Source organism: Faecalibacterium sp. An192 (assembly GCF_002160175.1).
Lineage (GTDB): Bacteria > Bacillota > Clostridia > Oscillospirales > Ruminococcaceae > Faecalibacterium.
The window spans coordinates 75,460-98,639 of record NZ_NFKB01000003.1 but is presented as its reverse complement, the minus strand read 5'-3'; the positions used below and the strand labels follow the sequence as shown (position 1 = coordinate 98,639).

Below are 23,180 nucleotides of genomic sequence, written 5' to 3'. Positions count from 1 at the left end.
AATCAAGTCCCGGTCTCCGGCGTGCCGCCAGAAACCAGAAATGGGGGAAGCAGACCCCATGTGCGCGCGGGCGCGGGACCACTTCCCCCAAAAAGGTTCAAAATGCGATTACTTGACGGTGGGTGCGTGCCAGATGTCCCGAGCGTAATCCAGGACGGAACGGTCGGCGCTGAAGATGCCGCTGTTGGCGATGTTCTTCAGGCTCATCTTGGCCCAGCCCTCGCGGTTGGCGTAGAGCTTCTGCAGGTCGCTCTGGGCGCGGCGGTAATCCTTGAAGTCGGCCATGACCATGTAGGGGTCATTGGTGAACAGGTTGGAGGTGACCTCGTGGAAGTTCTCGCCGTTCCAGCCGCGCTCCAGGAAGTTCAGCACTTCGTTGGCGATGTCGTCGCCGGTGATGAAGGAGCTGGGGTGATAGCCTACCCGCTTGAGGTTCTCCACCTCCTGGGTCAGCATGCCGAAGATGATCTCGTTCTCGCTGCCTGCGGCGTTGGCGATCTCCACGTTGGCGCCGTCCAGGGTGCCCAGGGTGATGGCGCCGTTCAGCATGAACTTCATGTTGCCGGTGCCGGAAGCCTCGGTGCCGGCCAGGGAGATCTGCTCCGAAACCTCAGAGGCGGGCATCAGGTGCTCGCTCAGGGAGACGCAGTACTCTTCCAGGTAGACAATGCGCAGCTTCTGGTTGACGTCGGGATCGTTGTTGATCAGGTCGCCCAGCTTGCAGATCATGCGGATCATCTGCTTGGCCATATAGTAGCCGGGGGCTGCCTTGGCGCCGAAGATATAGGTCTTGGGGATGAAGTCGGCGTTGGGGTTGGCCTTCAGGTACAGGTACTGGGCAGCGATGTTCAGTGCATTCAGGTGCTGGCGCTTGTACTCGTGCATCCGCTTGACCTGGCAGTCAAAGATGGAGTTGGGATCGATGACCTGGCCGGTGCTCTTGGCCAGGTAGTTGGCGAACTCCTGCTTGTTGGCCAGCTTGATCTTGTTCAGCTCGGTCAGGACGGTCTTGTCGCCGGCATAGGCGTTCAGCTTGCTCAGAGCCGAGGCATCGTGCTTGTACTCGGTGCCGATGGTCTCATCCAGCAGCTTGCACAGGCCGGGGTTGGCGCCCAGCAGCCAGCGGCGGTAAGCGATGCCGTTGGTGACGTTCTTGAAGGCGGCCGGCTTGTACAGGTAGTAGTCGTGGAAGACGCTCTGCTTGATGATCTCGCTGTGCAGCTTGGACACGCCGTTGATGCTGTTGGAGGTGTAGGCGCAGATGTTGGCCATGCGGATCTGGTTGTCGCCGATCAGGGCCATATAGTCGATCTTGCCCTTGTCGCCGGGGAATGCCTTGTTCAGGTCGATGCGGCAGCGGCGGTCCATCTCGCAGACGATCTGGTAGATGCGGGGCAGGGTCATCTTGAAGATGTCCACATTCCACTTCTCCAGAGCCTCGGCCATGACGGTGTGGTTGGTGTAGGAGAAGACCTTCTGGCAGATCTCGAAGCTCTTGTCCCAGTCGAAGCCGCACTCATCCAGCAGGATGCGCATCATCTCGGGGATGGCCAGGGTGGGGTGGGTGTCGTTCAGCTGGATGGCCACCATGTCGGGCAGGTTCTCCAGGGTGCCGTAGGTGGACAGATGATTCTGGACGATGTCGCCGATGGAGGCAGCCGACAGGAAGTACTGCTGGCGCAGACGGAGAATCTTGCCCTCCACGTGGTTGTCGTTGGGGTACAGAACCTTGGAAATCAGCTCAGCCGATGCGCTCTTGCTCATGGCGGTGCTGTAGTTGCCCAGCGAGAAGCTGGACATATCGAAATCGGGAGCCTTGGCCTGCCACAGACGCAGCTTGGCCACGCCGGATCCGTCGTAGCCCTGGACGTACATGTCCGAGGGGACAGCCATGACGCTGTTGTAGTTCATGTGCTGGACGTAGTGGAAGCCGTGGTCCCAGTTCTCACGGATTTCGCCGTCAAAGCGGACCTCGATGGCCTGCTCGGGATGGCTCTTGAGCCAGACCTGGCCGCCGGGCAGCCAGTTGTCGGCGCGCTCCTGCTGCCAGCCGTCCACGATCTTCTGCTTGAAGATGCCGTACTCGTACAGGATGGAGTAGCCGGTGCCGCCGATGCCGGTGGTGGCCATGCCGTCCAGATAGCAGGCAGCCAGACGGCCCAGACCGCCGTTGCCCAGACCTGCGTCGGGTTCTTCCTCATAGATGGTGTCGACGTTGATGTCGGCGGCGGCCAGTGCATCCTTGCAGACCTTGTCCAGGCCGAGATTGAGCAGGCTGACCTTCAGGCTGCGGCCCATCAGGAACTCCATGCACAGATAGTACACCTGCTTGGAGCCCGTGCCGATCACCTTCGACTGGAACTTCTTGTAGTTGTCGCTCATCATCTGACGGCAGATCAGGGCCAGAGCACGATAAATCTGCTGGTTGGAGGCAACCGACAGATCCACGCCGTACTCACTGGTCAGCTTGTTCTGCAGAAGGGTAGAGAATTCCTTGGTTGTCATACGTGTAATCTCCTGTCCATATGAGATAGGTGGCGCAGCCGATGAAAAAGGCGGCATTCAGAGCCTGTTGCGGGCGCTGGATGTCCAGCTGCACGCCCTTCGGTGCGGCTGAAAGGCCCTGTGCGCCCTCCAGCCTGCCTGACTTCCCCCGGGCGGCAGCCACACCGCAGTTTGCGGTGCGTCGGCGCTGCAGCCTGTAGCTGGTGGAACGACAGATGGCCTTCCGGCGTCATGGCCGTTTCAGATGCACTGTAGTAAAAAACAACGGAAATACCGCGGTAACTTGCCGTGTTCATTCCGCGTTCATAACACAACAATGTTATTATAATCACTTCCTGTGTTGAATGCAAGGAAAAGCGGTATTTTTTCCGTATCCGCCATATTTTCAAGAAAAAGTTTGTGCTGAAAGTGCAGGAATTTCAAATTGGCTCTTTCTCTTGCGGGCCAATTATATTATAATAGGGTCAAACAAAAGGGCTTCTGCAGTGCCGGGGCGCCCCGTTCAGAGGGGAAACTCGGGGAGAAATAGCAGGAGAAACTCCCGCGCACGCATCTTGTCTGAACAAGAAACGGGAATAAGGCGGCAAAAACCTGCCTTTTTGGCCCGAAAGATCCCGGCTTTGAGCGGGAAATGACCGGCACAACCGGGAACCGGGCCGGTGTTTGCAAGGAACGGAAAGCGAGGCTGCTATGGTAAACAAAGTACGTGTCAACATTGCGGGGGCGCAGTACGCCTTCGCCACCACTGATTCCGAAAAATACATTACCTCCCTGGCCGAGAAGCTGGACCGGGACATCGGCAAGCTGATGGAGGCCAATCCCAGCCTGCCGGTGACCAAGGCGGCGGTGTTCTGCGCCATGGATTATCTGGACGAATATCAGAAGAGCACCGGCAGCGCGGAGAATATGCGCAGCCAGATTCAGGATTATATTGCCGACGCGGCCCGGGCCCGCTCGGCGGAGGACAAGCTCCGGGCCGAGAACGAGGCCCTGCGCCGGGAGGCGGCGGCCCTGCGGGAACAGCTGGACCGCCTGCGCCGCCACGACAAAGACAAAGAGAAAGACAAGGACCGCCAGCCGTAACCAGAGGATGGGCAGCCGGGCGGCACACCATACACAAGCAGAGGAGAACTATGGCACGAATTGAGATCCTGGCCCCTGTGGGCAGTGAAGAAATGCTCCGCGCCGCCGTGTACAGCGGCGCCGACGCGGTTTATCTGGGATTTGCGGGCTTCAACGCACGGAGCGGCGCGGGGAATTTTGACGCCGCCAGCCTGTGCGAGGCGGTCCGTTTTTGTCATGCCCGCGGGGTGCGGGTGCATGTGGCGATGAATACCACCGTCTATGCCGGCGAGCTGGACAACCTGGCCGGCGCGGTGCGGGCGGTGGCGGCCAGCGGCGCCGACGCGGTGATCTGCCAGGACATGGCGGTGGCCGAGCTGTGCCGCCGGATTGCCCCGGACCTGCCCCGCCACGCCTCCACCCAGATGAGCGTCCACACCCTGGAGGGCGCCCTCAAGATGGCCGAGCTGGGGTTCAGCCGGGTGATTCTGGCCCGGGAACTGAGCCTGCCTGAGATGGAAAAGATCACCCGGGGCTGCGGCATCGAGACCGAGTGCTTTGTCCATGGCGCTCTCTGCATGAGCATGAGCGGCCAGTGCTATATGTCCGCCTTTCTGGGCGGCCGCAGCGGCAACCGGGGCTCCTGTGCGGGCCCCTGCCGTCTGCCTTTTGACGCCAACCCCCTGCCCGAGGGCCGCCCCGGCAGGGCGCATCACCTGTCTCTGAAGGACAATTCGGTCATCGACCAGTTGGACAAGCTGGAGGCGGCAGGCGTGGCTTCGGCCAAGATTGAGGGCCGCCTGCGGACGCCGGAATATGTGGCGGCGGCGGTCAACGCCTGCCTGGCGGGCCGGGACGGCCTGGCCTACGACCGGGAGGTCCTGCAGAATGCCTTCAGCCGTTCGGGCTTTACTTCGGGCTATCTGGACGGAAAAATCGACGGCACCATGTTCGGTACCCGCAGTGAGGCGGACGCCGAACAGACCCGCCGAACCCTGCCGGCCCTGCGGGAACTTTACCGCCGGGAACGGCCCCGGGTGCCGGTCCAGATGAAGCTGGAGGTCAGCCCCGACGGGGAAAAGCTGACCGTCACCGACCCGGAGGGAAACCGTGGCATTGCCTACGGGGAGGCCGAGCCCCAGCCGGCCCGCACCGACCCCGCCGACGCCCTGCGCCGCAGCCTGTCCAAGACCGGCGGCACCCCTTTTGAGGCGGGGGAGATCCAGATCGAGATGGACGGCGGCCCCTGGTATCTGCCGGGCAGCGCTGTCAACGAGCTGCGCCGTGCCGCCCTGGACAGCCTGCTCCAGAAGCGGGAGGCCCTCCGTCCCTGGCCGGTGGAAGCGGTGGCGTTGCCGCCCCTGACCCGGCGGAACGTTCCTGCCCGGCCCCAGCTCTGGGCCCGTTTTGAAAAGTGGGAGCAGGTGCCCCAGCGAGCTCTGGATTCGGATGGGCCGGTGCGGCTGATTCTTCCCATCGCCGAGGCGGGCCGGGTTCCCGAGGAACTGCGGGGCAAGACCATCCTGGAACTGCCCCGGGCCATGTTCGGCGCGATGGAAACCGACACCCTGCGCCGGGTGGCCGAGGTCAGAGAGATGGGATTTGCCGGCTTTGAGGCCAATAACATTGCCCATCTGCGGATTTGTCAGGGCCTGCCCCTCACCGGCGGCATCGGCCTGAACCTCACCAACCCGCTGGCGGCCCAGTTCTATGCAGATCAGGGCCTGTCGGCCATGCTGGTGCTGCCCGAGGTGAAGGACAGCGAAATGGCCTTTATTGCCCCCACCCACGGGGGAAAACCGGTGCCCACCGGGGCCCTGATCTATGGCCATATGCCCCTGATGCTCACCCGGGCCTGCCCCCTCCAGAATATCCACGACTGCGCCCATTGCAGCCGGGAGGGCGTTCTCACCGACCGGAAAGCCAAGAAGTTCCCGGTGCGGTGCGGAGGCGGCGTCCGGACGGTCTATAACCCGGTGCCCCTGTATATGGGGGATAAGCCGGGCCTGCTGCCGGTGGATTACGGCGTGGCCTATTTCACCATCGAGAGCCGGGAAGAGGCCGGGGCGGTTCTGGACCAGATTCTCCAGGCCGCACCCTTTGACGGGGAATTCACCCGGGGCCTGTATTTCAAGGGTACCAACTGAGACGCTGGGCCCCGCCCGCAAAAAGACCGGGCGGGCGCAGCCCTTACATTATATAATATCAAAGAAGAAAAGGAATGTTCTGCCATGCAGCAAGTCACTGTAAAATATAAAGTACTGGACGCCCGGGCCCATGTGCCCGCCTATGCCACCGCCGGAGCGGCCGCCGCCGATCTGTGCGCGGTGCTGGATGCACCCATGACCCTGGCCCCCATGGAGCGGGCTCTGGTTCCCACTGGCCTGGCCATCGAGCTGCCCGGCCCCGAGACGGTGGCCCTGGTGTACGCCCGCAGCGGCCTGTCCATCAAACATGGCCTGTGCATGGCCAATGGCGTGGGGGTCATCGACAGCGACTACCGCGGCGAGCTGAAGGTCCCCATGGTAAACCTGGGCCAGGAGAGCTATACCATCCAGCCCGGGGAGCGGGTGGCTCAGCTGTGCATTGCGCCGGTGTATACGGCGGCCTTTGTTCCGGCCGAGACCCTGGGGGATACCGCCCGGGGCGAGGGCGGCTTTGGCTCCACCGGCAAGTGAGGAGGCGGGATCATGAAACTGATTTTAGCCTCCGGCAGTCCCCGCCGCAGGGAACTGCTGAGCCTGTATACCACCGACTTTGAGGTCTGTGCCAGCGATTTTGACGAGCGGGCGGTTCAGGCCGAATCCCCCGCCGCCCTGGCCGAAGCTCTGGCCCGGGGCAAGTGCCTGGCGGTGTCGGGCCAGAACCCCGGCTGCCTGGTGGTGGGCAGCGACACGGTGGTGGAGCTGGACGGGGAAGTGTTCGGCAAACCCAAAGACGCCGACGACGCCTGCCGGATGCTGCGGGCCCTGTCGGGCCGGACCCATCAGGTCCATACCGGGGTCTGCGTCTCGGACGGCACAACCGCCGAGAGCTTTGTGGATACCTGCAAGGTGACTTTTTTTCCCATTCCCGAGGAGGAGATGGAACGCTGCATTGCCAGCGGGGAACCCTTTGACAAGGCCGGGGCCTACGCCATCCAGGGTCAGGCAGCCCTCTGGCTGGACCGGCTGGAAGGGGACTATTACACCATCATGGGCCTGCCCGTCAGCCGGACGGCCCGGCTGCTGGAACGGGTTTCGGGGAAAAATCTTGCAGTTCAAAGATGAAAAAAGGGGGAAAAATTGTCAAAGCACTTGTGAAAACGGGGCTTTGTGACTATAATAATGAGAGGACTGGCCTGCCCTGGGGCTGAAAACAGGGTAGACCGCCGGAAAGGGAAAGCATCTGGACCCTCCGGCCGCCTGTGGCGGGAGGGATCTTCCAAGATAACGGCAGGCGCGGGCGGGGCCCGGGCGGGGCCGGGAGATTGAGGCAACTGGAGTTTAGAAGGAGTTAGCTGCGCTATGAGTTTTTTGTCTAAGGATATCGGGATTGACCTGGGCACCGCCAATACCCTGGTGTATATGAAGGGCAAGGGGATCATCATGCGGGAGCCGTCGGTGGTGGCGGTGGATACCCGCAACGATGAGGTCCGCTGCGTGGGCGCCGAGGCCAAGGCGGTCATCGGCCGTACCCCCGGCAGCATCGTGGCGGTCCGTCCCCTGAAGGACGGCGTCATCGCCGATTTTGATATCACCGCCAACATGCTGGAGAACTTCCTCAAGAAGGCCTGCGGCAACAGCCTGTTTGCCCGGCCCCGGGTGGTCATCTGCATTCCCTCGGGCGTCACCGAGGTGGAGCGCCGCGCTGTCCGTGAGGCAACCCTCAAGGCCGGTGCCCGTCAGGTGTCGGTGATCGAGGAGCCCATGGCCGCCGCCATCGGCGCAGGGCTGCCCATCAGCGAGCCCACCGGCAGCATGATCGTGGACATCGGCGGCGGCACCGCCGAGATCGCCGTCATCTCTCTGGGCGGCATTGTGGCTTCCCGCAGCGTCCGTATGGCCGGCGATATGTTCGACCAGGCCATCATCGCCTTCATCAAGCGCAAGTATAACCTGCTGATCGGCGAGCGCACCGCCGAGCAGATCAAGATCGACATCGGCTCCGCCTACAAGCTGGAGGAGGAGATGACCATGGAGATCAAGGGCCGCAACCTGGTGGACGGCCTGCCCAAGAACATTGTGGTTCACTCCGAGGACGTCCGCGAAGCCCTGCTGGAGTGCCTGGTCAAGATCACCGACGCCATCAAGGAGACCCTGGAGCGCACCCCGCCCGAACTGAGCGCCGATATCATCGACCGCGGCATCACCCTGACCGGCGGTGGCGCCCTGCTGCGCGGCCTGGATAAGCTGATCCAGAGCGAGACCGGCATCGATGTCCATGTGGCCGAGGACCCCCTGGATTGTGTGGCCACCGGCGCCGGCGCAGTGCTGGACCATGTGGATGTGCTGCACGACGTGCTGGACACCGACGGGGATCATATGTAAGACATTTGGGCCGGACGGAGCGCCCGGGATGTATATTCCGGCCCCAAAACCGGCATAACCATAAAAGCGAAAACAAGAGCGCGGATGGCACCGGCTGTCCGCGCTTTTTCACCCAGTGAAGGGGAGGCGGGCCGTGAAAGATTTTTTTGAGACCTGGAAATTCAGGATTCTGATCGCGGTGGCGGTCTTTCTGGCCGGGCTGATGGCGTATGCCGCGGCCAATGGCCGGCTGACGGCCGCTCCGCAGGAGCTGCTGAGCGTGGCGGTGGCGCCCTTCCAGAAGGTGGCCTCTCTGGTGGGCGGCGGGGTGTCGTCGGTGTGGGAAAAATACACCTCCATCGACGAGACCATGGAAGAAAACGAGGCTCTCCGGGCCGAAAACGCCGAGCTGCGCCGCCAGCTGGTGGACTATGACCAGCTCAAGGCCGAGAACGAGGCCTTCAAAAACCTGGCCGGCATCCAGGAGGATAACCCCGAGATGAGCTTTGTCTCGGCCTTTGTCATCGGCCGGGACGCTCTGGACGCCTTTGGAGGCTTCACCCTGGATAAGGGTACCGCCCACGGGGTGGAGCGGGGCGACACCGTCATCGACGACGAGGGCCAGCTGCTGGGCACCGTCATTGAAGCCGACCTGACCAGCTGCCGGGTGCTGACCATTCTGCACCCCAGCTTCAACGCGGCGGGCGTGGTGTCCCGCACCCGGGACAACGGCATTCTCACCGGCGACGCGGCCTACGCCGCCAAGGGCCAGTGCGTCTTCACCGACCTGTCCCGTGAATCCATGGCGTCGGTGGGGGATGAGATCATCACCACCGGCCTGGGCGGCGTCTATCCGCCGGATATCCTGGTGGGCCGAATCGTCAGCATCGAGCCGGAGGCCAGCGGCACATCGGTCATCGCGGTGATTCAGCCCGACGCCGACGTGCTGGGGGTCAAGCAGGCCTTCATCATCACCGACTACTGAGCTTCCAACCGTTTTGGATCACTGTTAGAAAGGCGGGACTTTGATGGAATCACGCCGCAAGCGCAGGCGCTCCCAGTTTTATAAGTGGGGCCTGTATGTTCTGCTGCTCCTGGCCTGCACTGTGCTGCAGACTGTGCCGGGGTTTTTGCAGTTCGGGCAGGCCAAGCCGGTCTTTCTGCTGCCGCTGGCCCTGGCCGTGGCCGTCTGGGAGGATGAGTTCTCCGGGGCGCTGTTCGGCGCAGTCTGCGGCCTGATGTGGGATTACACCGCCGGCCGGACGGTGGGCCTGCTGGCCCTGGCCCTGATGATGCTGAGTTTCGGGGTGTCGGTGGCCAGCCAGCTCTACCTCAAACTGACCCAGACCAACTTTGCCCTGGTGACTGCCGGGGCGCTGGCGCTGGTGCTGTGCAGTGACTTTCTGTTCTATTACGCCATGCCGGGCTACAGCAATATGCTGGAGCGCTTTGTGGGCTATGTGCCGCTGACCGTCCTGATGAGCGCTGTGCTGTCGGTGCCGCTCTACCGGGCCGTCCGGTGGACCAGCGAGACGTTTAAAATCGACAACGGCGTCATCTAGCGCCCGGCCCGCGGCCGGCCAAACGCCGAAAGGGGGGACCCTCACCATGGATGAACATAAAATCGTGACCCGGCGCCTGGCGATGCTGATAGCTGTCGCCCTGGCGGTCTTTGCGCTGTATGTTTTGCGGCTGATCTTTTTGCAGCTGGTCCATGGGGATGAGTTTGCCGCCCGCGCTACCAGCACCACCGAATACCGCTTCAACGTCACAGCGGCTCGGGGCGACATTGTGGACAGCGCCGGCCGCCGGATTGCCACCAGCACCACCTGCTACAATGTGGAGCTGAGCAAGCTGCTGATCGGGGACAACGACCTGAACGAGACCATCCGCAAGGCGGTGGAAATCCTGCAGGCCAACGGCGAAAGCTGGAACGACGGCCTCCTGATCGGCTACGCCGACGGGGCGGGGAACTACGACTTTACCGGAGATCCCGCCAGCCAGAGCGACCAGAACGCCATTGCCGCGGTGAAGGAGGCCCTGGGCCTCCAGCAGTACGCCACCGCCAACGACGTGATGGACCGCCTGATTGAAAAATATGAGCTGGAGAGCTACGACCCCACCTGGCAGCGGATTCTGGGAGGAATCCATTACCAGATGGAGCAGGAAGCTTTTTCCAACGTGAACAACTTCACCCTGGCTGAGAACGTCTCGGACAAAACCGTGGCCACTGTCAAGGAACACAGCCTGACCCTGCCGGGCGTGGAGATTGCCGAGACCAGCGTCCGCAGCTACACCGACGGCACCATTCTGCCCCATGTGCTGGGCCGGGTGGGCAAAATTACCGCCGAAATGTGGCGCGTTACCGACGAAAACGGCCAGGTGACCTATCCTCTGCGGGATAAGGGCTACGCCATGAACGACGTCATCGGCATCTCGGGCCTGGAGTCGGCCTATGAGGACCAGCTCCGGGGCCAGGACGGCGTTGAGACCATCACCCGGGACAGCGACGGCGTCATCATCGACACCAGCATCACCACCGAGCCGGAGCCCGGCAAGACGGTGATGCTCACCGTCAACAGCGAGTTCCAGAAGGCGGTGGACGACGCTCTGGCCCGCAACGTCCAGCAGATTGCCACCACCTACAACGTGGACGCCAGCGCCGGCGCAGTGGTGGTCATCGACGTCAAGACCGGTGGAATCCTGGCCTGCTCCAACTATCCCAGCTACGACCAGAACCTCTACAGCACCCAGTACAGCGCATACAGCGCCGACCCCGGCCTGCCCCTGTACAACCGGGCGCTGCAGGGACTGTATACTCCCGGTTCCACCTATAAGCCCTCGGTGGCGGTGGCTGCCCTCATCAGCGGGCTCATTGACCGCAACAGCACCGTCTACTGCAACGGCGTTTACAACTACTTCAGCGATTACCACCCCCGCTGTACCCGTCACGGCCACAGCGGCAACATCGACGTGGTGACCGCCATCAAGTGGAGCTGCAATATCTTCTTCTACGACGTGGGCCGCCGGCTCACCAGCGATGTGTACGATGACTACGCCTATCGCCTGGGCCTGGGCACCCCCACCGGCGTGGAGGTCAGCGAGTCCACCGGACGCCTGACCACCAAGGAGGACTCTAACTACACCGCCTCTCTGGAAATCCAGGCCGCCATCGGCCAGGGCAACACGGTGGTCACCCCGGTGCAGCTGGCAACCTATGCCGCCACCATCGCCAACAAGGGCGTCCGCTACCGGACCCACTTTGTGAAGGCCCTGCTGGACACCAACACCGGTGAGGTGCTGGAAGAGGTGGAGCCCGAGATCGTGGAGATCATCGAGGACGACGTGGGCGCTTTTGATATCGTGGAAGAGGGCATGGTGGGCGCGGCCCAGACCGTCGCCGGCCTGGCCAACTATCCCTACACCATCGCCTGCAAGACCGGCACCCCCCAGCGCAGCGAAAAGACCCCTTCGGGCAGCTACTACACCAACTCCACCATCATCGCCTATGGCCCGGTGGAGGACCCCCAGATTGCGGTGGGCATCGTGGTGGAATACGGCGGCGGCGGTTCCCGTACCGGCGAGCTGGTGGCGGATATTTTCAACGCCTATTTCTTCGAGCGTTCCAACGGAATGACCCATGTTCAGGAGGGTCAGCTGCTGGAATGATGGATACAAAAATAAAAGAATTTTTCGTATCTGTAGGAAAAATCTCGTCTCATTCTAAAAAAATTGAAGGTTCTGTATAAAAACGGTTGCTATTCTGAGAAAAATGTGGTAACATTATGATTGGAATGGCAGCATATTTGATTGGTATTGATTTTGAGTCTAGGCAAAGGAGATGGATACGGATGACGATTGCGCTGATCGCACATGACTCTAAAAAGGAATTGATGGTGCAGTTCTGTACGGCGTATTGCCGTATCCTCAGCCAGAACCAGCTTGTGGCCACCGGAACAACCGGCAAATTGATTGCCGAGTCCACCGGTCTGCCGGTCAAGCGGTTTCTGTCGGGCAAACAGGGCGGTGACCAACAGATCGCGGCCCGCATTGCATGCAATGAGATTGACCTGCTCATCTTCTTCCGGGACCCGATCAATGCCAAGCCCAGCGAACCCAATGAAATGACCCTGCTGCGTCTGTGCGACGTACATAATATTCCGATGGCGACCAACATCGCTACTGCCGAGGTGCTGATCCACGGTCTGGAGCGCGGCGACCTCGACTGGCGGAGTATTGTGAACCCGCCCCAGGCCTGATCGCAGGAATAAGAAAGTGTGAAAAGAACCCCGCCGCCCGGTTCGGTCCGGAAGCGGCGGGGTTCTTTTTTGATGTGTTTTGGATGCCGGCGGGTTATTCGGCCCGCAGGATGAAGCCGCTGCCCACCACGGCGCCGTCCTGATAGAAGGCGGCGGTCTGGCCGGGCGCAGGGGCCCGCACCGGCTCTTCAAAGACCAGGACGGCCTCCCCGTCGAAACGGGCGGGCTGGGCTTTGGCGGCGCTGCGGACCTTGACCTGGTAGGTTCCGGCGGGCAGGGGAGCGCCGTCGGGGGTGACCAGGTCGGCCACCGTCACGGTGGTGAAATATTCCTCTCCGGCCCGGGCCAGCTGAATGTCGCCGTTGTCCAGGATGGAGCGGATGAACACCGGCTCGCCCAGGGCGATGCCCAGGCCCTTGCGCTGGCCCACCGTGTAGTGGAGGACGCCCTTGTGGGGGCCCAGGTCCTCCCCGTCGGGGGAGATGAACCGTCCGGCCTTGCCGGACAGGCCCCGCTCCTCAATGTAGGCGGCGTAGTCCCCGCTGGGAATGAAGCAGATCTCCATGCTGTCGGGGGCGTCGGCGCAGTCCAGGCCGAAGTCCCGGGCCATTTCCCGGACGTCGTCCTTTTCAAATTCGCCCAGAGGCAGAATCAGACGGCTGAGGACCGCCTGGTCCAGCCGGCTGAGCATGTAGCTCTGGTCCCGGGCAATGCTTTCGGGCAGGTGAATCCGGCTGACGCCGTCGGCGTCCACCTCCACCCGGGCATAATGGCCGGTGGCGATGTACTGGATGCCCAGACGGTCGGCGGCCGCCAGCAGGGCGGTGAACTTCACCGCCGGATTGCAGCGGACGCAGGGGTTGGGGGTGCGGCCGGCGCAGTAGTCGGCGCAGAAGGGGGTCACCACTTCCCGCTCAAACAGCTCCTGGGCGTCCAGCACCAGGCACTCAATGCCCATCTGCTGGGCGGCCCGCTGGGCTGCCTCCACCGCCCCGGCGTGGGCGTCGGAGAAGCGGATCACCGCGCCGGTCACTGCGAAGCCCTGCTGCTGCAGCACCCGCACCGTCACGCTGGAGTCCACCCCTCCGCTCATCCCCACCAGGACCTTGTCCTGCTCCTCGTAGGTGTCGAACCCGTTGCCGGGCAAAAATGCGTCGTTCATGTCAATTCTGCCTCCCGCCATGTGCTTTGCTCTGGGCTACGGCCAGCTGGTCGCACCGCTCGTTTTCGGGGTGCCCCGCATGGCCCTTCACCCAGATGTAGGTGATGGTGTGTTTTTCAGCCAGCTCCAGCGCCTTGGCCCACAGGTCGGCGTTCAGCGCGGGGGACTTGTCGGCCTTTTTCCAGCCCCGGGCCCGCCAGGATTTGGCCCAGCCCTTTTCCAGTCCGTTGATGACATACTGGCTGTCGGAACAGTAGCGCACCTCGCAGGGCTCTTTCAGCAGGCCCAGCGCCTCGATGAAGGCTGTCAGCTCCATCCGGTTGTTGGTGGTGGCGGCGTCCCCGCCGCTCAGTTCCTTTTCATAGACTTTTTCGCCGCTGCGGTACCGCAGAACCGCTCCCCAGCCGCCCGGGCCGGGGTTGCCGCTGCAGGCGCCGTCGGTGTAGATCTCAACCTTTTTCATCCTGTTCTCCTGCAAAACGTAAAGAGCATTCTACCTCTTATATTAGAGGCACCGGACCCGTTCTGTCAAGCCCAAATGCACAGGCCGCGGGCCGGGGCCGCAGCGGGGGGCAGGGGAGCCGCTGGGCATTTTTGGAAAAAACATCCGCTCCGCCCCGGGGCTTTGTCGCACATACGATGCATTTTGCCTCCCGGGCCGCCCTGTATGCTCCCAGGGGTGGTATATTTGGTGACTGCGTCGCCCAAGCTTGAATTGACAAAAGCGGGTGCAGATACTATAATTGTTCCAAATAGAACGCGCGGAAGGGTGCATGTACAGCATGCGCCTGCCATCCCGGGGGCTGGCCGCGGTCGCATTGAGCAGATGGACCGTGCAGGCTGACCCAAGGCCCCGGGGGCAAAAAAGATCTCATCGATCACAAAAAAGATCATAGAGCCGGAGACCGGCTTTTTATAATACGATTGTTTACCGGAGACCGGGCAGAATGCCGCGGCCTCCCCGTCGGCATGGGTAAGATACCCTGCCGCATTTGTTTTGGAGGTACAAATGGCACAGGCAAAAGAGAATACGGGCAGCCCGTCCAGCAACGCAAGACGGAACAATTCCAGCGGTGAGGGCCGGACCCAGCGCCCCCGCCGCCCCATGTATACCCGGCGCCCCCGGCGTCCTCAGAACGTCCAGAAGGGCGGCGCCCGCGTGCCCATCCACATTTATCCTCTGGGCGGCCTGGGAGAAGTGGGCAAGAATATGACCGTCTACGAGTGCTGCGGCGATATGATTATCGTGGACTGCGGCCTGGTTTTCCCCGACAGCGAGATGTACGGCGTGGATATGGTCATCCCCGACTTCACCTTTGTGCTGCAGAATAAGGACAAGATCAAGGGCCTGCTGATTACCCACGGCCATGAGGACCACATCGGCAGCATTCCTTACCTGCTGCAGAAGATAGACCTGCCGGTGTACGGCACCAAGCTGACCCTGGGCCTCATCCGCAACAAGCTGGAAGAGTTCAACCTGGCGGGCCGCACCCACTTTGTGGAGATCACCCCCAAGCAGAAGCTGCGTCTGGGCTGCTTCACGGTGGAGCCCATCCACGTCAACCACTCCATCCCCGATTCGGTGGGCTTTGCCATCGACAGCCCGGCAGGCGTCATCATCCAGACCGGCGACTTCAAGATCGACTACACTCCGCTGGCCTGCGGCCCCACCGATCTGACCACCCTGGCCGAGTACGGCCGCCGCGGCGTGCTGGCCCTGCTGAGCGATTCCACCAACGCCGAGCGCCCCGGCTTCACCGCCACCGAACAGAAGGTGGCCGCCGGCGTCCACAACCTGTTCACCCAGGCCCGGAACAAGCGGATCATCATTGCCACCTTTGCGTCCAATATCTACCGCATCCAGCAGATCATCGACCTGGCGGTCCAGGAGGGCCGCAAGGTGGCTTTCAGCGGCCGCAGCATGGTGAACAATACCGCCATGGCCCAGGAGCTGGGCTATATGCACATCCCCGACGGCACCCTCATCAACATTGAGGAGCTGAACCGCTATGCCCCCGAGGAAGTGGTGCTGATCACCACCGGCAGCCAGGGCGAGCCTTTGAGCGCTTTGTCCCGGATGGCTTCCTGCAGCCACCGCCAGGTGCGGGTGGGCCCGGGCGACTTCATCATCATCTCGGCCAACCCCATCCCCGGCAACGAAAAGAGCGTCACCAAGATTGTCAACGGCCTGCTGATGCTGGGGGCCGAGGTCATTTACGAGAGCATGTACGACGTGCACGTCTCGGGCCACGCCTGCCAGGAAGAGCAGAAACTGATGCTCACCCTGACCAAGCCCAAGTACTTCCTGCCGGTCCACGGCGAGTACAAGCAGCTGAAAAAGCATGCCCTGACGGCGGCCAGCCTGGGCATCCCCCACAGCAATATCCTCATCGCCGAGAACGGCTCCAACGTCATCCTGACCCAGGACGAGATCAAACTGGGCGACCCGGTGACCGCCGGCGCCGTGATGGTGGACGGCCTGGGTGTGGGCGACGTGGGCAATGTGGTCCTGCGGGACCGCAAGCACCTGTCCGAGGACGGCCTGGTCATCATTGTGGCCACCGTGGACAGCAAGACCGGCAAAGTCCTGGCCGGGCCCGACCTGGTGAGCCGCGGCTTTGTCTATGTGCGTGAAAACGAAAGCCTGATGGACGGCGCCCAGAGCACCGTCGAGATGGCTCTGAACCGCTGTGTCGAGGAGCACGTCCGCGACTGGAACAGCGTCAAGACCCGGATGCGCGAGGCTCTCAGCAGCTATATCTACCGGCGTACCAAGCGCAGCCCGATGATTCTGCCCGTTCTGATGGAGGTCTGAGCAAGACCCGCGGGCATAGTTTTTCCTCCCCGGGAGGAAGGGAAGAGAGGCATCCGCCATGAAGCAAAAACCCAGATGGACGCTGGAAATGTTTACGGCGGGCTTTGCGCTGCTGGCAGCTGTGCTGATGTTGCTGCTGCTGATGGTGCAGCCGGCTGTCTGGCCTGTGCTGCTGGTACTCGTCGTTTTGTGCGGGGTGCTGGTGGTGGTGTCCCGGTACCGTGTGCGCCGCTGGGCGGCGCGCTGGGTGACCGGCACCAGCTTTGAGAACTCCAAGACCCAGTACAGCCTGGCATCCCTGTCCCAGCCGGCGGCCCTGCTCAGCGGGGACACGGTGGTCTGGTATAACATCCCCTTCCGGGATTATGTGCTGAACGGCGCCGACCAGCTGGCCGGCCGGGTCAACAAGCTTCTGCCGGGCCTGGAACTGGCCCAGTGCGGCACCCCCAACGGCCAGGTTCTGGCCTGCGCCAGCGGTGTGTGGCGGATTCACGCCTCCACCGTGGACGGCGAGGGGAAGGAGAAAACCAGTATTCTGGTCCTCAACGACGAGACCGCCCTGCGCAAAATCGAGAACGAATACAAGGCCAGCCGCCCCGGCTATATGATTTTCTCGGTGGACGGCTACGACGACGTGTTCAGCGATATGCTGGACAGCGAGAGCGCCCGCCTGCTGGAGCGGATCAACCGCACCATCGAGGGGATGATCGCCCGGGGCACCGGCTTCCTCCGCCGCGTGGCCAATGGCCGCTATATCGCGGTGGTGGAGGAGCGCCAGCTGGAGCAGTTTGCCCAGCAGGGCTACGACGTGCTGGATAAAATCCGCGCCCTGGAGCCCAGCGTCAACCTGTCCATTTCCATCGGCATCGGCCGGCGGGCCCCCACGCTGCATGAGGCCCAGGAGATGGCGGTGCAGGCTCTGGACATGGCCCAGGGCCGCGGCGGCGACCAGGCCGCCGAGATGACCCCCGACGGTTTCACCTTCTACGGCGGCGTCAGCCACGGCGTGGAAAAGCGCAGCAAGGTCCGCAGCCGTATCGTGGCCGAGGCCCTGGTGGAACTCATCAAGGCGGCGGACCATGTGGTCATCATGGGCCATCGGATGAGCGATCTGGACGCCATCGGCTCGGCCGAGGGCGTGCTGCGGATCTGCAAGATCTGCGATGTGCCGGCGGTCATTGCCGTCCGGCGGGAGGCCACCCTGGCCACCAGCCTGATCCATGCCATTGAGGACGCCGGCCAGGAGAGCGACTTCATTGATCCCCGCAGCGCCCTGGCCATCATCACCAAAGAGACTCTCTGCATCGTGGTCGATACATACCAGGTTGGCCAGGTGGAGAGCAAGGAAATTCTGGACAAGTGCGGCAAAGTCGCGGTCATTGACCACCACCGCAAGGGCGTGGGCTATATCGAGAACGCCGTTCTGGTCTGCCATGAGCCCTACGCCTCCTCGGCCAGTGAGCTGGTCACCGAGCTGCTCCAGTATGTGGGCGGCCGGGACGACAAGCCCACCCGGGTGGAGGCCGAGGGCCTGCTGTCCGGCATCATGCTGGACACCCGGAACTTCAGCCTTCACACCGGCGTGCGCACCTTTGAGGCGGCCGCGGCCCTGCGCCGCTACGGCGCCGAAACCGAGCGCGCCTGGTCCCTGTTTGACGTCAGCCTGACCGAGTACAACTCCAAGGCGGGCCTTGTCTCCAAGGCGCAGATGTACAAGGGCTGCGCCGTGGTTCTCAGCGGCGAACTGCCGGCGGAGGCCCAGGTGGCCGTTCCCCAGGCAGCCAACGACCTGCTGAGCATCGAGGGAGTGCAGGCCAGCTTTGTGGCGGTTCAGACCGGCAGTATGGTCAAGATTTCGGCCCGCAGCATGGGCCAGGTCAATGTCCAGGTCATTATGGAGAGCCTGGGCGGCGGCGGCCATCAGACCATGGCGGCCACCGTCCTCAAGCACACCTCCCTGGACCAGGCCCGGGAGCGCCTCCACGCCGCCATCGACGGCTACCGTGCGTCCCAGAAGAAGGGCAGCGCCAAGGACTGACGTCCCGGCGCGCCTCCATCATCCGCTGAACGGGTGCGGCTGCAGAGCAGACGCGCCTTTTCAGCACAACGGGCTGGCCTGTCCAGCCCGTCCCCGAACAAAGGAGAAGCGGAATGAAGCAGTATGATTATCTGATCGTGGGCGCCGGCCTGTTCGGCGCGGTTTTCGCCCAGGAGGCCCGCCGGGCCGGCAAGCGCTGCCTGGTCATCGACCGGCGCAGCCACATTGCAGGCAACATCTACACCGAACAGGTGGAGGGCATCAACGTCCACCGCTATGGCGCTCATATTTTCCACACCAACTCCAAGGAAGTGTGGGATTATGTGGGCCGTTTTGCCACCTTCAACCGCTACACCAACAGCCCCATCGCCAACTACCACGGCGAAATCTACAACATGCCCTTCAACATGAACACCTTCAACCGGATGTGGGGCGTGGTGACTCCTGCCGAGGCCAAGGCCGAGATCGAGCGCCAGCGGGCTGCCGCCGGCATCACCGAGCCCAAAAACCTGGAGGAGCAGGCCATCAGCCTGGTGGGCACCGATATCTACGAGAAACTGGTGAAGGGCTATACCAGCAAACAGTGGGGCCGCCCCTGCGACCAGCTGCCGGCCTTCATCATCAAGCGGCTGCCGGTCCGCTTCACCTACGACAACAACTATTTCAACGCCCTCTATCAGGGCATCCCCAACGGCGGCTATACCGCCATGGTGGAGGGGATGCTGGAGGGCACCGAGGTCCGCCTGGGGGTGGATTACCTCCAGGAAAAGGAGTCTCTGGACGCCCTGGCCGACCGCGTGGTCTATACCGGCCCCATCGACGCCTATTTCGGCTATCGTCTGGGCGCGCTGGAATACCGCAGCGTCCGTTTTGAGACCGAGGTGCTGGACACCGACAACTACCAGGGCAACGCGGTGGTGAACTACACCGACGCCGAGACCCCCTACACCCGGATCATCGAGCACAAGCACTTTGAGTTCGGCACCCAGCCCAAGACGGTCATCAGCCGGGAGTACAGCGCCGAGTGGAAGGTGGGGGATGAGCCCTACTATCCCGTCAACGACGACAAGAACGGCGCCCTGTATGCCCAGTACCGGGCCCTGGCCGACGGAGAGAAGAACGTCCTGTTCGGCGGACGCCTGGGCGAGTACCGCTACTACGATATGGACAAGGTCATCGAGAGCGCCCTGGAGGCCGTCCGGAAGGAACTGGGCTGAGGGGCTGCGGACCGGGTTTCGGTCTGTCACCCGGTCACAAAAGACGTCGCCGCGCCCTTGCCGAAACGGCCGGGATGCGGTATACTAAAGGAAGAAAATGGGCCTGGTGTGCAGACGCCGCCGGGCCGGAAATGAGGGATCAGCCATGAAGGTTATTTTGAAGCAGGACATCAAGGGAATCGGCAAGAAGGACGAAATCCATGAGGTTTCGGACGGCTACGCCCGCAACTACCTGTTCCCCCGCAAGCTGGCGGCTGTGGCCGATGCCAGCGCCCTGAACGTCGCCCGCAGCAAGGAGGCCGCCGCCGACTTCCATGAGGCGGAGAATGTGGCCGCTGCCCAGGCTCTGGCTGCCAAGATCAACAGCCGCATTGTCACTGTCAAGGCCAAGGGCGGCGCATCGGGCCGCCTGTTCGGCAAGGTCACCAGCAAGGAAATTGCCGCTGCCCTGTCGGAGGCCACCGGCGAGACGGTGGACAAGAAGAAAATCGAGCTGGAGATCAAGGACATCCGGGATGCCGGCGTGTTCAACGGCAAGGTCCGGCTGTATCCGGGCGTTGTGGCCAGCTTTAAAGTGAACGTGGAGGTCGAGCAGGCGTAAAAGCTGCGACGGCTGCCGCTGCGCTCCCTGCAAAAAGGGGGCGCTTTTTTGGCTGAAAGAGGGCTGCAAGCCCGTTTGGCCCGTTTGGCCCATTTATGCCCATTTATGGTAGAAAGGGGGAGTACCCATGCCGGAGGAACGCCGCCGTTCCCGCTATGGCAGTGAGCTGAATCTGGAGAGCATGGGCATCCAGCCGCCCTACAGTATGCAGGCAGAGCAGAGCGTGCTGGGCGCCGTCCTGCTCAAGCCGGACGTTTTGACCGACCTGGTGGAAATCGTCCGCCCCGAGATGTTCTATGCCACCCAGAACGGCCGGATTTATTCCGAGATGATCCGGCTGTTCACCGGCGACCAGACCATCGACTTTGTCACCCTGCTGGATGCGGTGGTCTCGGACAATATTTTTGCCAGCCCCGACGAGGCCAAGGTCTACCTGACCGGCCTGGCCGAGACGGTGCCCAGCATCTCCAACGTCAAGGCCTACGCTGAGATCGTCCAGGAGAAGTATCTGGTCCGCCAGCTGATGGGGGTGGCCACCGACATTCTGCAGGACGCCGGCGATGAGCCGGACGCCTCCATGCTGCTGGAAACCGCCGAGCAGCGGCTGTATGAGATCCGCTCCGGCCGGGATTCCAGCGCGTTGACGCCCCTGTCCTCCAGCATGGTGGAGACCCTGACCAACCTGCAGAAGATCAGCGGCCCCGACGCCGACAAGTACAAGGGCATCCCCACCGGGTTCCGGCTGCTGGACACCGTCCTCACCGGCCTGGGCCGGGGCGACCTGATTATCCTGGCGGCCCGTCCCGGCATGGGCAAATCCAGCTTTGCGCTGAACATCGCCACCCGCGTGGCCATGAAACAGCACATCCCGGTGGCCATTTTCAGCCTGGAAATGACCAAGGAGCAGCTGACCAACCGCATCCTCTCGGCCGAGGCCGGCATCGACAGCCAGGCCTTCCGCACCGGCGCTCTGACCGCCTCGGACTGGGAGTATCTGGCTCTGGCCACCGAAAAGCTCCACGATGCCCCCATTTACATGGACGACACCTCGTCCATCACCATCACCGAGATGAAAGCCAAGATCCGCCGGATCAACCAGGACCCCAGCCGGCCCAACATCGGCCTGATCGTCATCGACTATCTGCAGCTGATGACCTCCGGCCTGCGGACCGAAAACCGGGTCCAGGAGATCAGCACCATCACCCGAAACCTCAAGATCATGGCCAAGGAGATGAACGTCCCCATCATCGCCCTGAGCCAGCTGTCCCGTGCGGTGGAAAAACAGGGCAGCAATTCCAGCCACCGCCCCCAGCTGTCCGACCTGCGTGATTCGGGTTCCATCGAGCAGGACGCCGACTGCGTTCTGTTCCTCTACCGCGACTCCTACTACGCCAGCCAGCAGCCCGACGGCGCAGAGGTGGACGCCGACACCGCCGAGTGTATTGTGGCCAAAAACCGCCACGGCGAGACCAGTACCGTCCCGCTGGGCTGGGACGGCGCCCACACCCGGTTTATGGATGTGGATTTCCAGCACTGATATGAGCCAGAACGACGCCGAAATCCTCCAGACAACCCAAGCCCGGGTGCTTGCCCATTGTGGGCAGGCCGGGCTTTTTGTGCATGGACAGCGGGTGGCGGCGGCTGTGTCGGGCGGGGCCGACAGCATGGCCCTGCTGCGGATGCTTCTGGCCCTGGCGGAACCGCTGGGGATCACCGTTACCGCCTGCCATGTGAACCACCGGCTGCGGGGCCCTGCGGCCGACGCAGACGAAGCCTTTGTCCGGGCCCAGTGCGCCCGGCTGGGGGTGGAGCTGCGGGTGTTCCGGGCAGGGGAGGAGGGCCTGCCTCTGGCTGATGGCGGGGAGGCGGGAGCCCGCAATCTCCGCTATGCCTGTTTTGAACGGCTTCGCCGGGAAGGGATAGACCGGGTGGCCACGGCCCATACTGTTACAGATCAGGCAGAAACCCTGCTGTTCCGGCTGGCCCGGGGCACCGGGCTGCATGGGGCGGGGGGCATCCGCCCGGTGCGGGACTTCTATGTCCGGCCCCTGCTCTGCTTAACGCGGGCAGAGGTGGAGGCCTGCTGCGCCGCCTGGGGCCAGAGCTGGGTCACCGATGAGACCAACCTCTCGGACGCCTACGCCCGCAACCGCCTCCGCCACGACGCCCTGCCCGCCCTGCGCCAGGCTAACGCCGGCGCCGAGCGGAATCTGGCCCGCTTCTGCGAAAAGGCCGCCCAGGCCGACGCCTATTTTGCCCGGGCCGCCGCCGGCTTGCTGGACCAGGCTGCCCGGGTCGAGCCCCAGGACTGCCCCCCGGCGGTCCGCCGGGTTCTGGAAAGCGGGGGACCGGTCTGGCGGTTGGAGGTGCTCCAGCAGGCCGACCCTCTGATTCTGGAGGCGGCGGCCCACGCCCTGGTGGCCCCCCATCGGGACCCGGAGGAGCTGTATATCCGCCTTTTGTGCCAGCTGGTGGAAAAGGGGACCGGCGCGGTCCAGCTGCGCCCCGGGGTGCGGCTGCGGGCCGGTCAGGGCTTTTTCTGGCAGGAGGACGCCCCGGCCCCGCCAGCGGCCCCTCTGGAAGCCGTGCCCTTCTGCCCCGAAAAACAGGCCGAATATCCCCTCGGCGGGGGACAATGGCTCTGTGTGCGGCTGTCCCGCCATAGTTTTCAAGAAAAAACACAGGTCGTTCACAAAAAAGACTTAAAAAATGTAGCAGATTATGCTAGAATAACCATGTTGCATCCTGCCCTTACCCTGCGCAGCCGCCTGCCGGGGGACCTGTACCGGCCTGCCGGCCGCAGCGTCACCAAGCCCCTGCGCAAATGGATGAACGAACAGGCCATCCCTCCCCAGGTGAGGGACAGCCTGCCGGTGCTGGCAGACGGCAGCGAGGTGGTATGGGTCTGCGGTGCAGGCTTTGCGGAAGGCCTGGCCCCTCATCCGGGGGACGACGGCCTGACCCTGTACCTGGAGATACAAACCCGAAAGGGAGAAGAGAGAGGACGTTGAGT

At 62.9% G+C, this 23,180-nt stretch carries 18 protein-coding genes; 15 read left to right on the top strand and 3 right to left on the bottom strand.

Annotation, left to right across the window (positions count from 1 at the left end):
• Positions 1-108: 108 nt before the first annotated feature.
• Positions 109-2,505, bottom strand: a complete 2,397-nt coding sequence (locus B5F27_RS01965) for a glycogen/starch/alpha-glucan phosphorylase (protein WP_087245484.1) — start codon at positions 2,503-2,505, stop codon at positions 109-111.
• Positions 2,506-3,195: 690 nt separating this feature from the next.
• Between B5F27_RS01965 and B5F27_RS01960 the strand changes: the two genes are divergently transcribed.
• The 9 genes from B5F27_RS01960 to mgsA all read left to right on the top strand — a co-directional run bounded on the left by B5F27_RS01960 (position 3,196) and on the right by mgsA (position 12,334).
• The gene (locus B5F27_RS01960) at positions 3,196-3,588 is read left to right on the top strand and encodes a cell division protein ZapA (protein WP_087245486.1); all 393 of its coding nucleotides are present in this window, start codon (positions 3,196-3,198) and stop codon (positions 3,586-3,588) included.
• A 50-nt stretch (positions 3,589-3,638) separates the two neighbouring features.
• On the top strand, positions 3,639-5,714 hold the full coding sequence (locus B5F27_RS01955) for a U32 family peptidase (RefSeq protein WP_087364296.1): 2,076 nt from the start codon (positions 3,639-3,641) through the stop codon (positions 5,712-5,714).
• An 84-nt stretch (positions 5,715-5,798) separates the two neighbouring features.
• Positions 5,799-6,245, top strand: a complete 447-nt coding sequence (gene dut, locus B5F27_RS01950) for a dUTP diphosphatase (protein ID WP_087245491.1) — start codon at positions 5,799-5,801, stop codon at positions 6,243-6,245.
• Positions 6,246-6,254: 9 nt separating this feature from the next.
• A complete protein-coding gene (locus tag B5F27_RS01945) occupies positions 6,255-6,836 on the top strand; it encodes a Maf family protein (protein ID WP_087364294.1) in 582 nt (193 codons plus the stop codon).
• A 237-nt stretch (positions 6,837-7,073) separates the two neighbouring features.
• Positions 7,074-8,096, top strand: coding sequence for a rod shape-determining protein (locus B5F27_RS01940; RefSeq protein WP_087245495.1), 1,023 nt, complete (start codon positions 7,074-7,076; stop codon positions 8,094-8,096).
• A gap of 133 nt (positions 8,097-8,229) precedes the next feature.
• Entirely contained in the window at positions 8,230-9,060 is an 831-nt protein-coding gene (mreC, locus tag B5F27_RS01935; protein ID WP_242956736.1) for a rod shape-determining protein MreC, read from the top strand.
• 43 nt (positions 9,061-9,103) lie between these two features.
• Positions 9,104-9,637 (top strand): rod shape-determining protein MreD, encoded by a 534-nt coding sequence (gene mreD / locus B5F27_RS01930; protein ID WP_087245497.1) that lies wholly within the window; start codon positions 9,104-9,106, stop codon positions 9,635-9,637.
• 46 nt (positions 9,638-9,683) lie between these two features.
• Positions 9,684-11,744 (top strand): penicillin-binding transpeptidase domain-containing protein, encoded by a 2,061-nt coding sequence (locus tag B5F27_RS01925; RefSeq protein ID WP_087364292.1) that lies wholly within the window; start codon positions 9,684-9,686, stop codon positions 11,742-11,744.
• A 182-nt stretch (positions 11,745-11,926) separates the two neighbouring features.
• Positions 11,927-12,334 carry a methylglyoxal synthase gene (mgsA, locus tag B5F27_RS01920; protein ID WP_087245502.1) on the top strand — a complete coding sequence of 136 codons (408 nt, stop codon included), beginning with the start codon at positions 11,927-11,929 and terminating at the stop codon, positions 12,332-12,334.
• A gap of 94 nt (positions 12,335-12,428) precedes the next feature.
• Here mgsA and mnmA read toward each other — a convergent pair whose 3' ends face one another.
• Both mnmA and rnhA read right to left on the bottom strand, forming a co-directional pair.
• A complete protein-coding gene (gene mnmA / locus B5F27_RS01915) occupies positions 12,429-13,496 on the bottom strand; it encodes a tRNA 2-thiouridine(34) synthase MnmA (protein WP_087245504.1) in 1,068 nt (355 codons plus the stop codon).
• Position 13,497: 1 nt separating this feature from the next.
• Positions 13,498-13,959 carry a ribonuclease HI gene (rnhA, locus tag B5F27_RS01910; protein WP_087245506.1) on the bottom strand — a complete coding sequence of 154 codons (462 nt, stop codon included), beginning with the start codon at positions 13,957-13,959 and terminating at the stop codon, positions 13,498-13,500.
• Between the two features lie 546 nt (positions 13,960-14,505).
• On the opposite strand from rnhA, the gene B5F27_RS01905 reads away from it, so the two are divergent.
• The 6 genes from B5F27_RS01905 to tilS all read left to right on the top strand — a co-directional run bounded on the left by B5F27_RS01905 (position 14,506) and on the right by tilS (position 23,178).
• Positions 14,506-16,311, top strand: coding sequence for a ribonuclease J (locus B5F27_RS01905; RefSeq protein WP_087364290.1), 1,806 nt, complete (start codon positions 14,506-14,508; stop codon positions 16,309-16,311).
• A 58-nt stretch (positions 16,312-16,369) separates the two neighbouring features.
• Positions 16,370-18,349 (top strand): DHH family phosphoesterase, encoded by a 1,980-nt coding sequence (locus B5F27_RS01900; RefSeq protein WP_242956738.1) that lies wholly within the window; start codon positions 16,370-16,372, stop codon positions 18,347-18,349.
• A 113-nt stretch (positions 18,350-18,462) separates the two neighbouring features.
• Positions 18,463-19,566, top strand: a complete 1,104-nt coding sequence (glf, locus tag B5F27_RS01895; RefSeq protein ID WP_087364288.1) for a UDP-galactopyranose mutase — start codon at positions 18,463-18,465, stop codon at positions 19,564-19,566.
• Between the two features lie 145 nt (positions 19,567-19,711).
• Positions 19,712-20,167 carry a 50S ribosomal protein L9 gene (rplI, locus tag B5F27_RS01890; RefSeq protein WP_087245512.1) on the top strand — a complete coding sequence of 152 codons (456 nt, stop codon included), beginning with the start codon at positions 19,712-19,714 and terminating at the stop codon, positions 20,165-20,167.
• A gap of 127 nt (positions 20,168-20,294) precedes the next feature.
• Complete coding sequence (gene dnaB / locus B5F27_RS01885; protein ID WP_087245514.1) at positions 20,295-21,704, top strand: replicative DNA helicase; 1,410 nt, start codon at positions 20,295-20,297, stop codon at positions 21,702-21,704.
• Between the two features lies 1 nt (position 21,705).
• The gene (gene tilS, locus B5F27_RS01880) at positions 21,706-23,178 is read left to right on the top strand and encodes a tRNA lysidine(34) synthetase TilS (RefSeq protein ID WP_087364286.1); all 1,473 of its coding nucleotides are present in this window, start codon (positions 21,706-21,708) and stop codon (positions 23,176-23,178) included.
• Positions 23,179-23,180 lie beyond the last annotated feature (2 nt).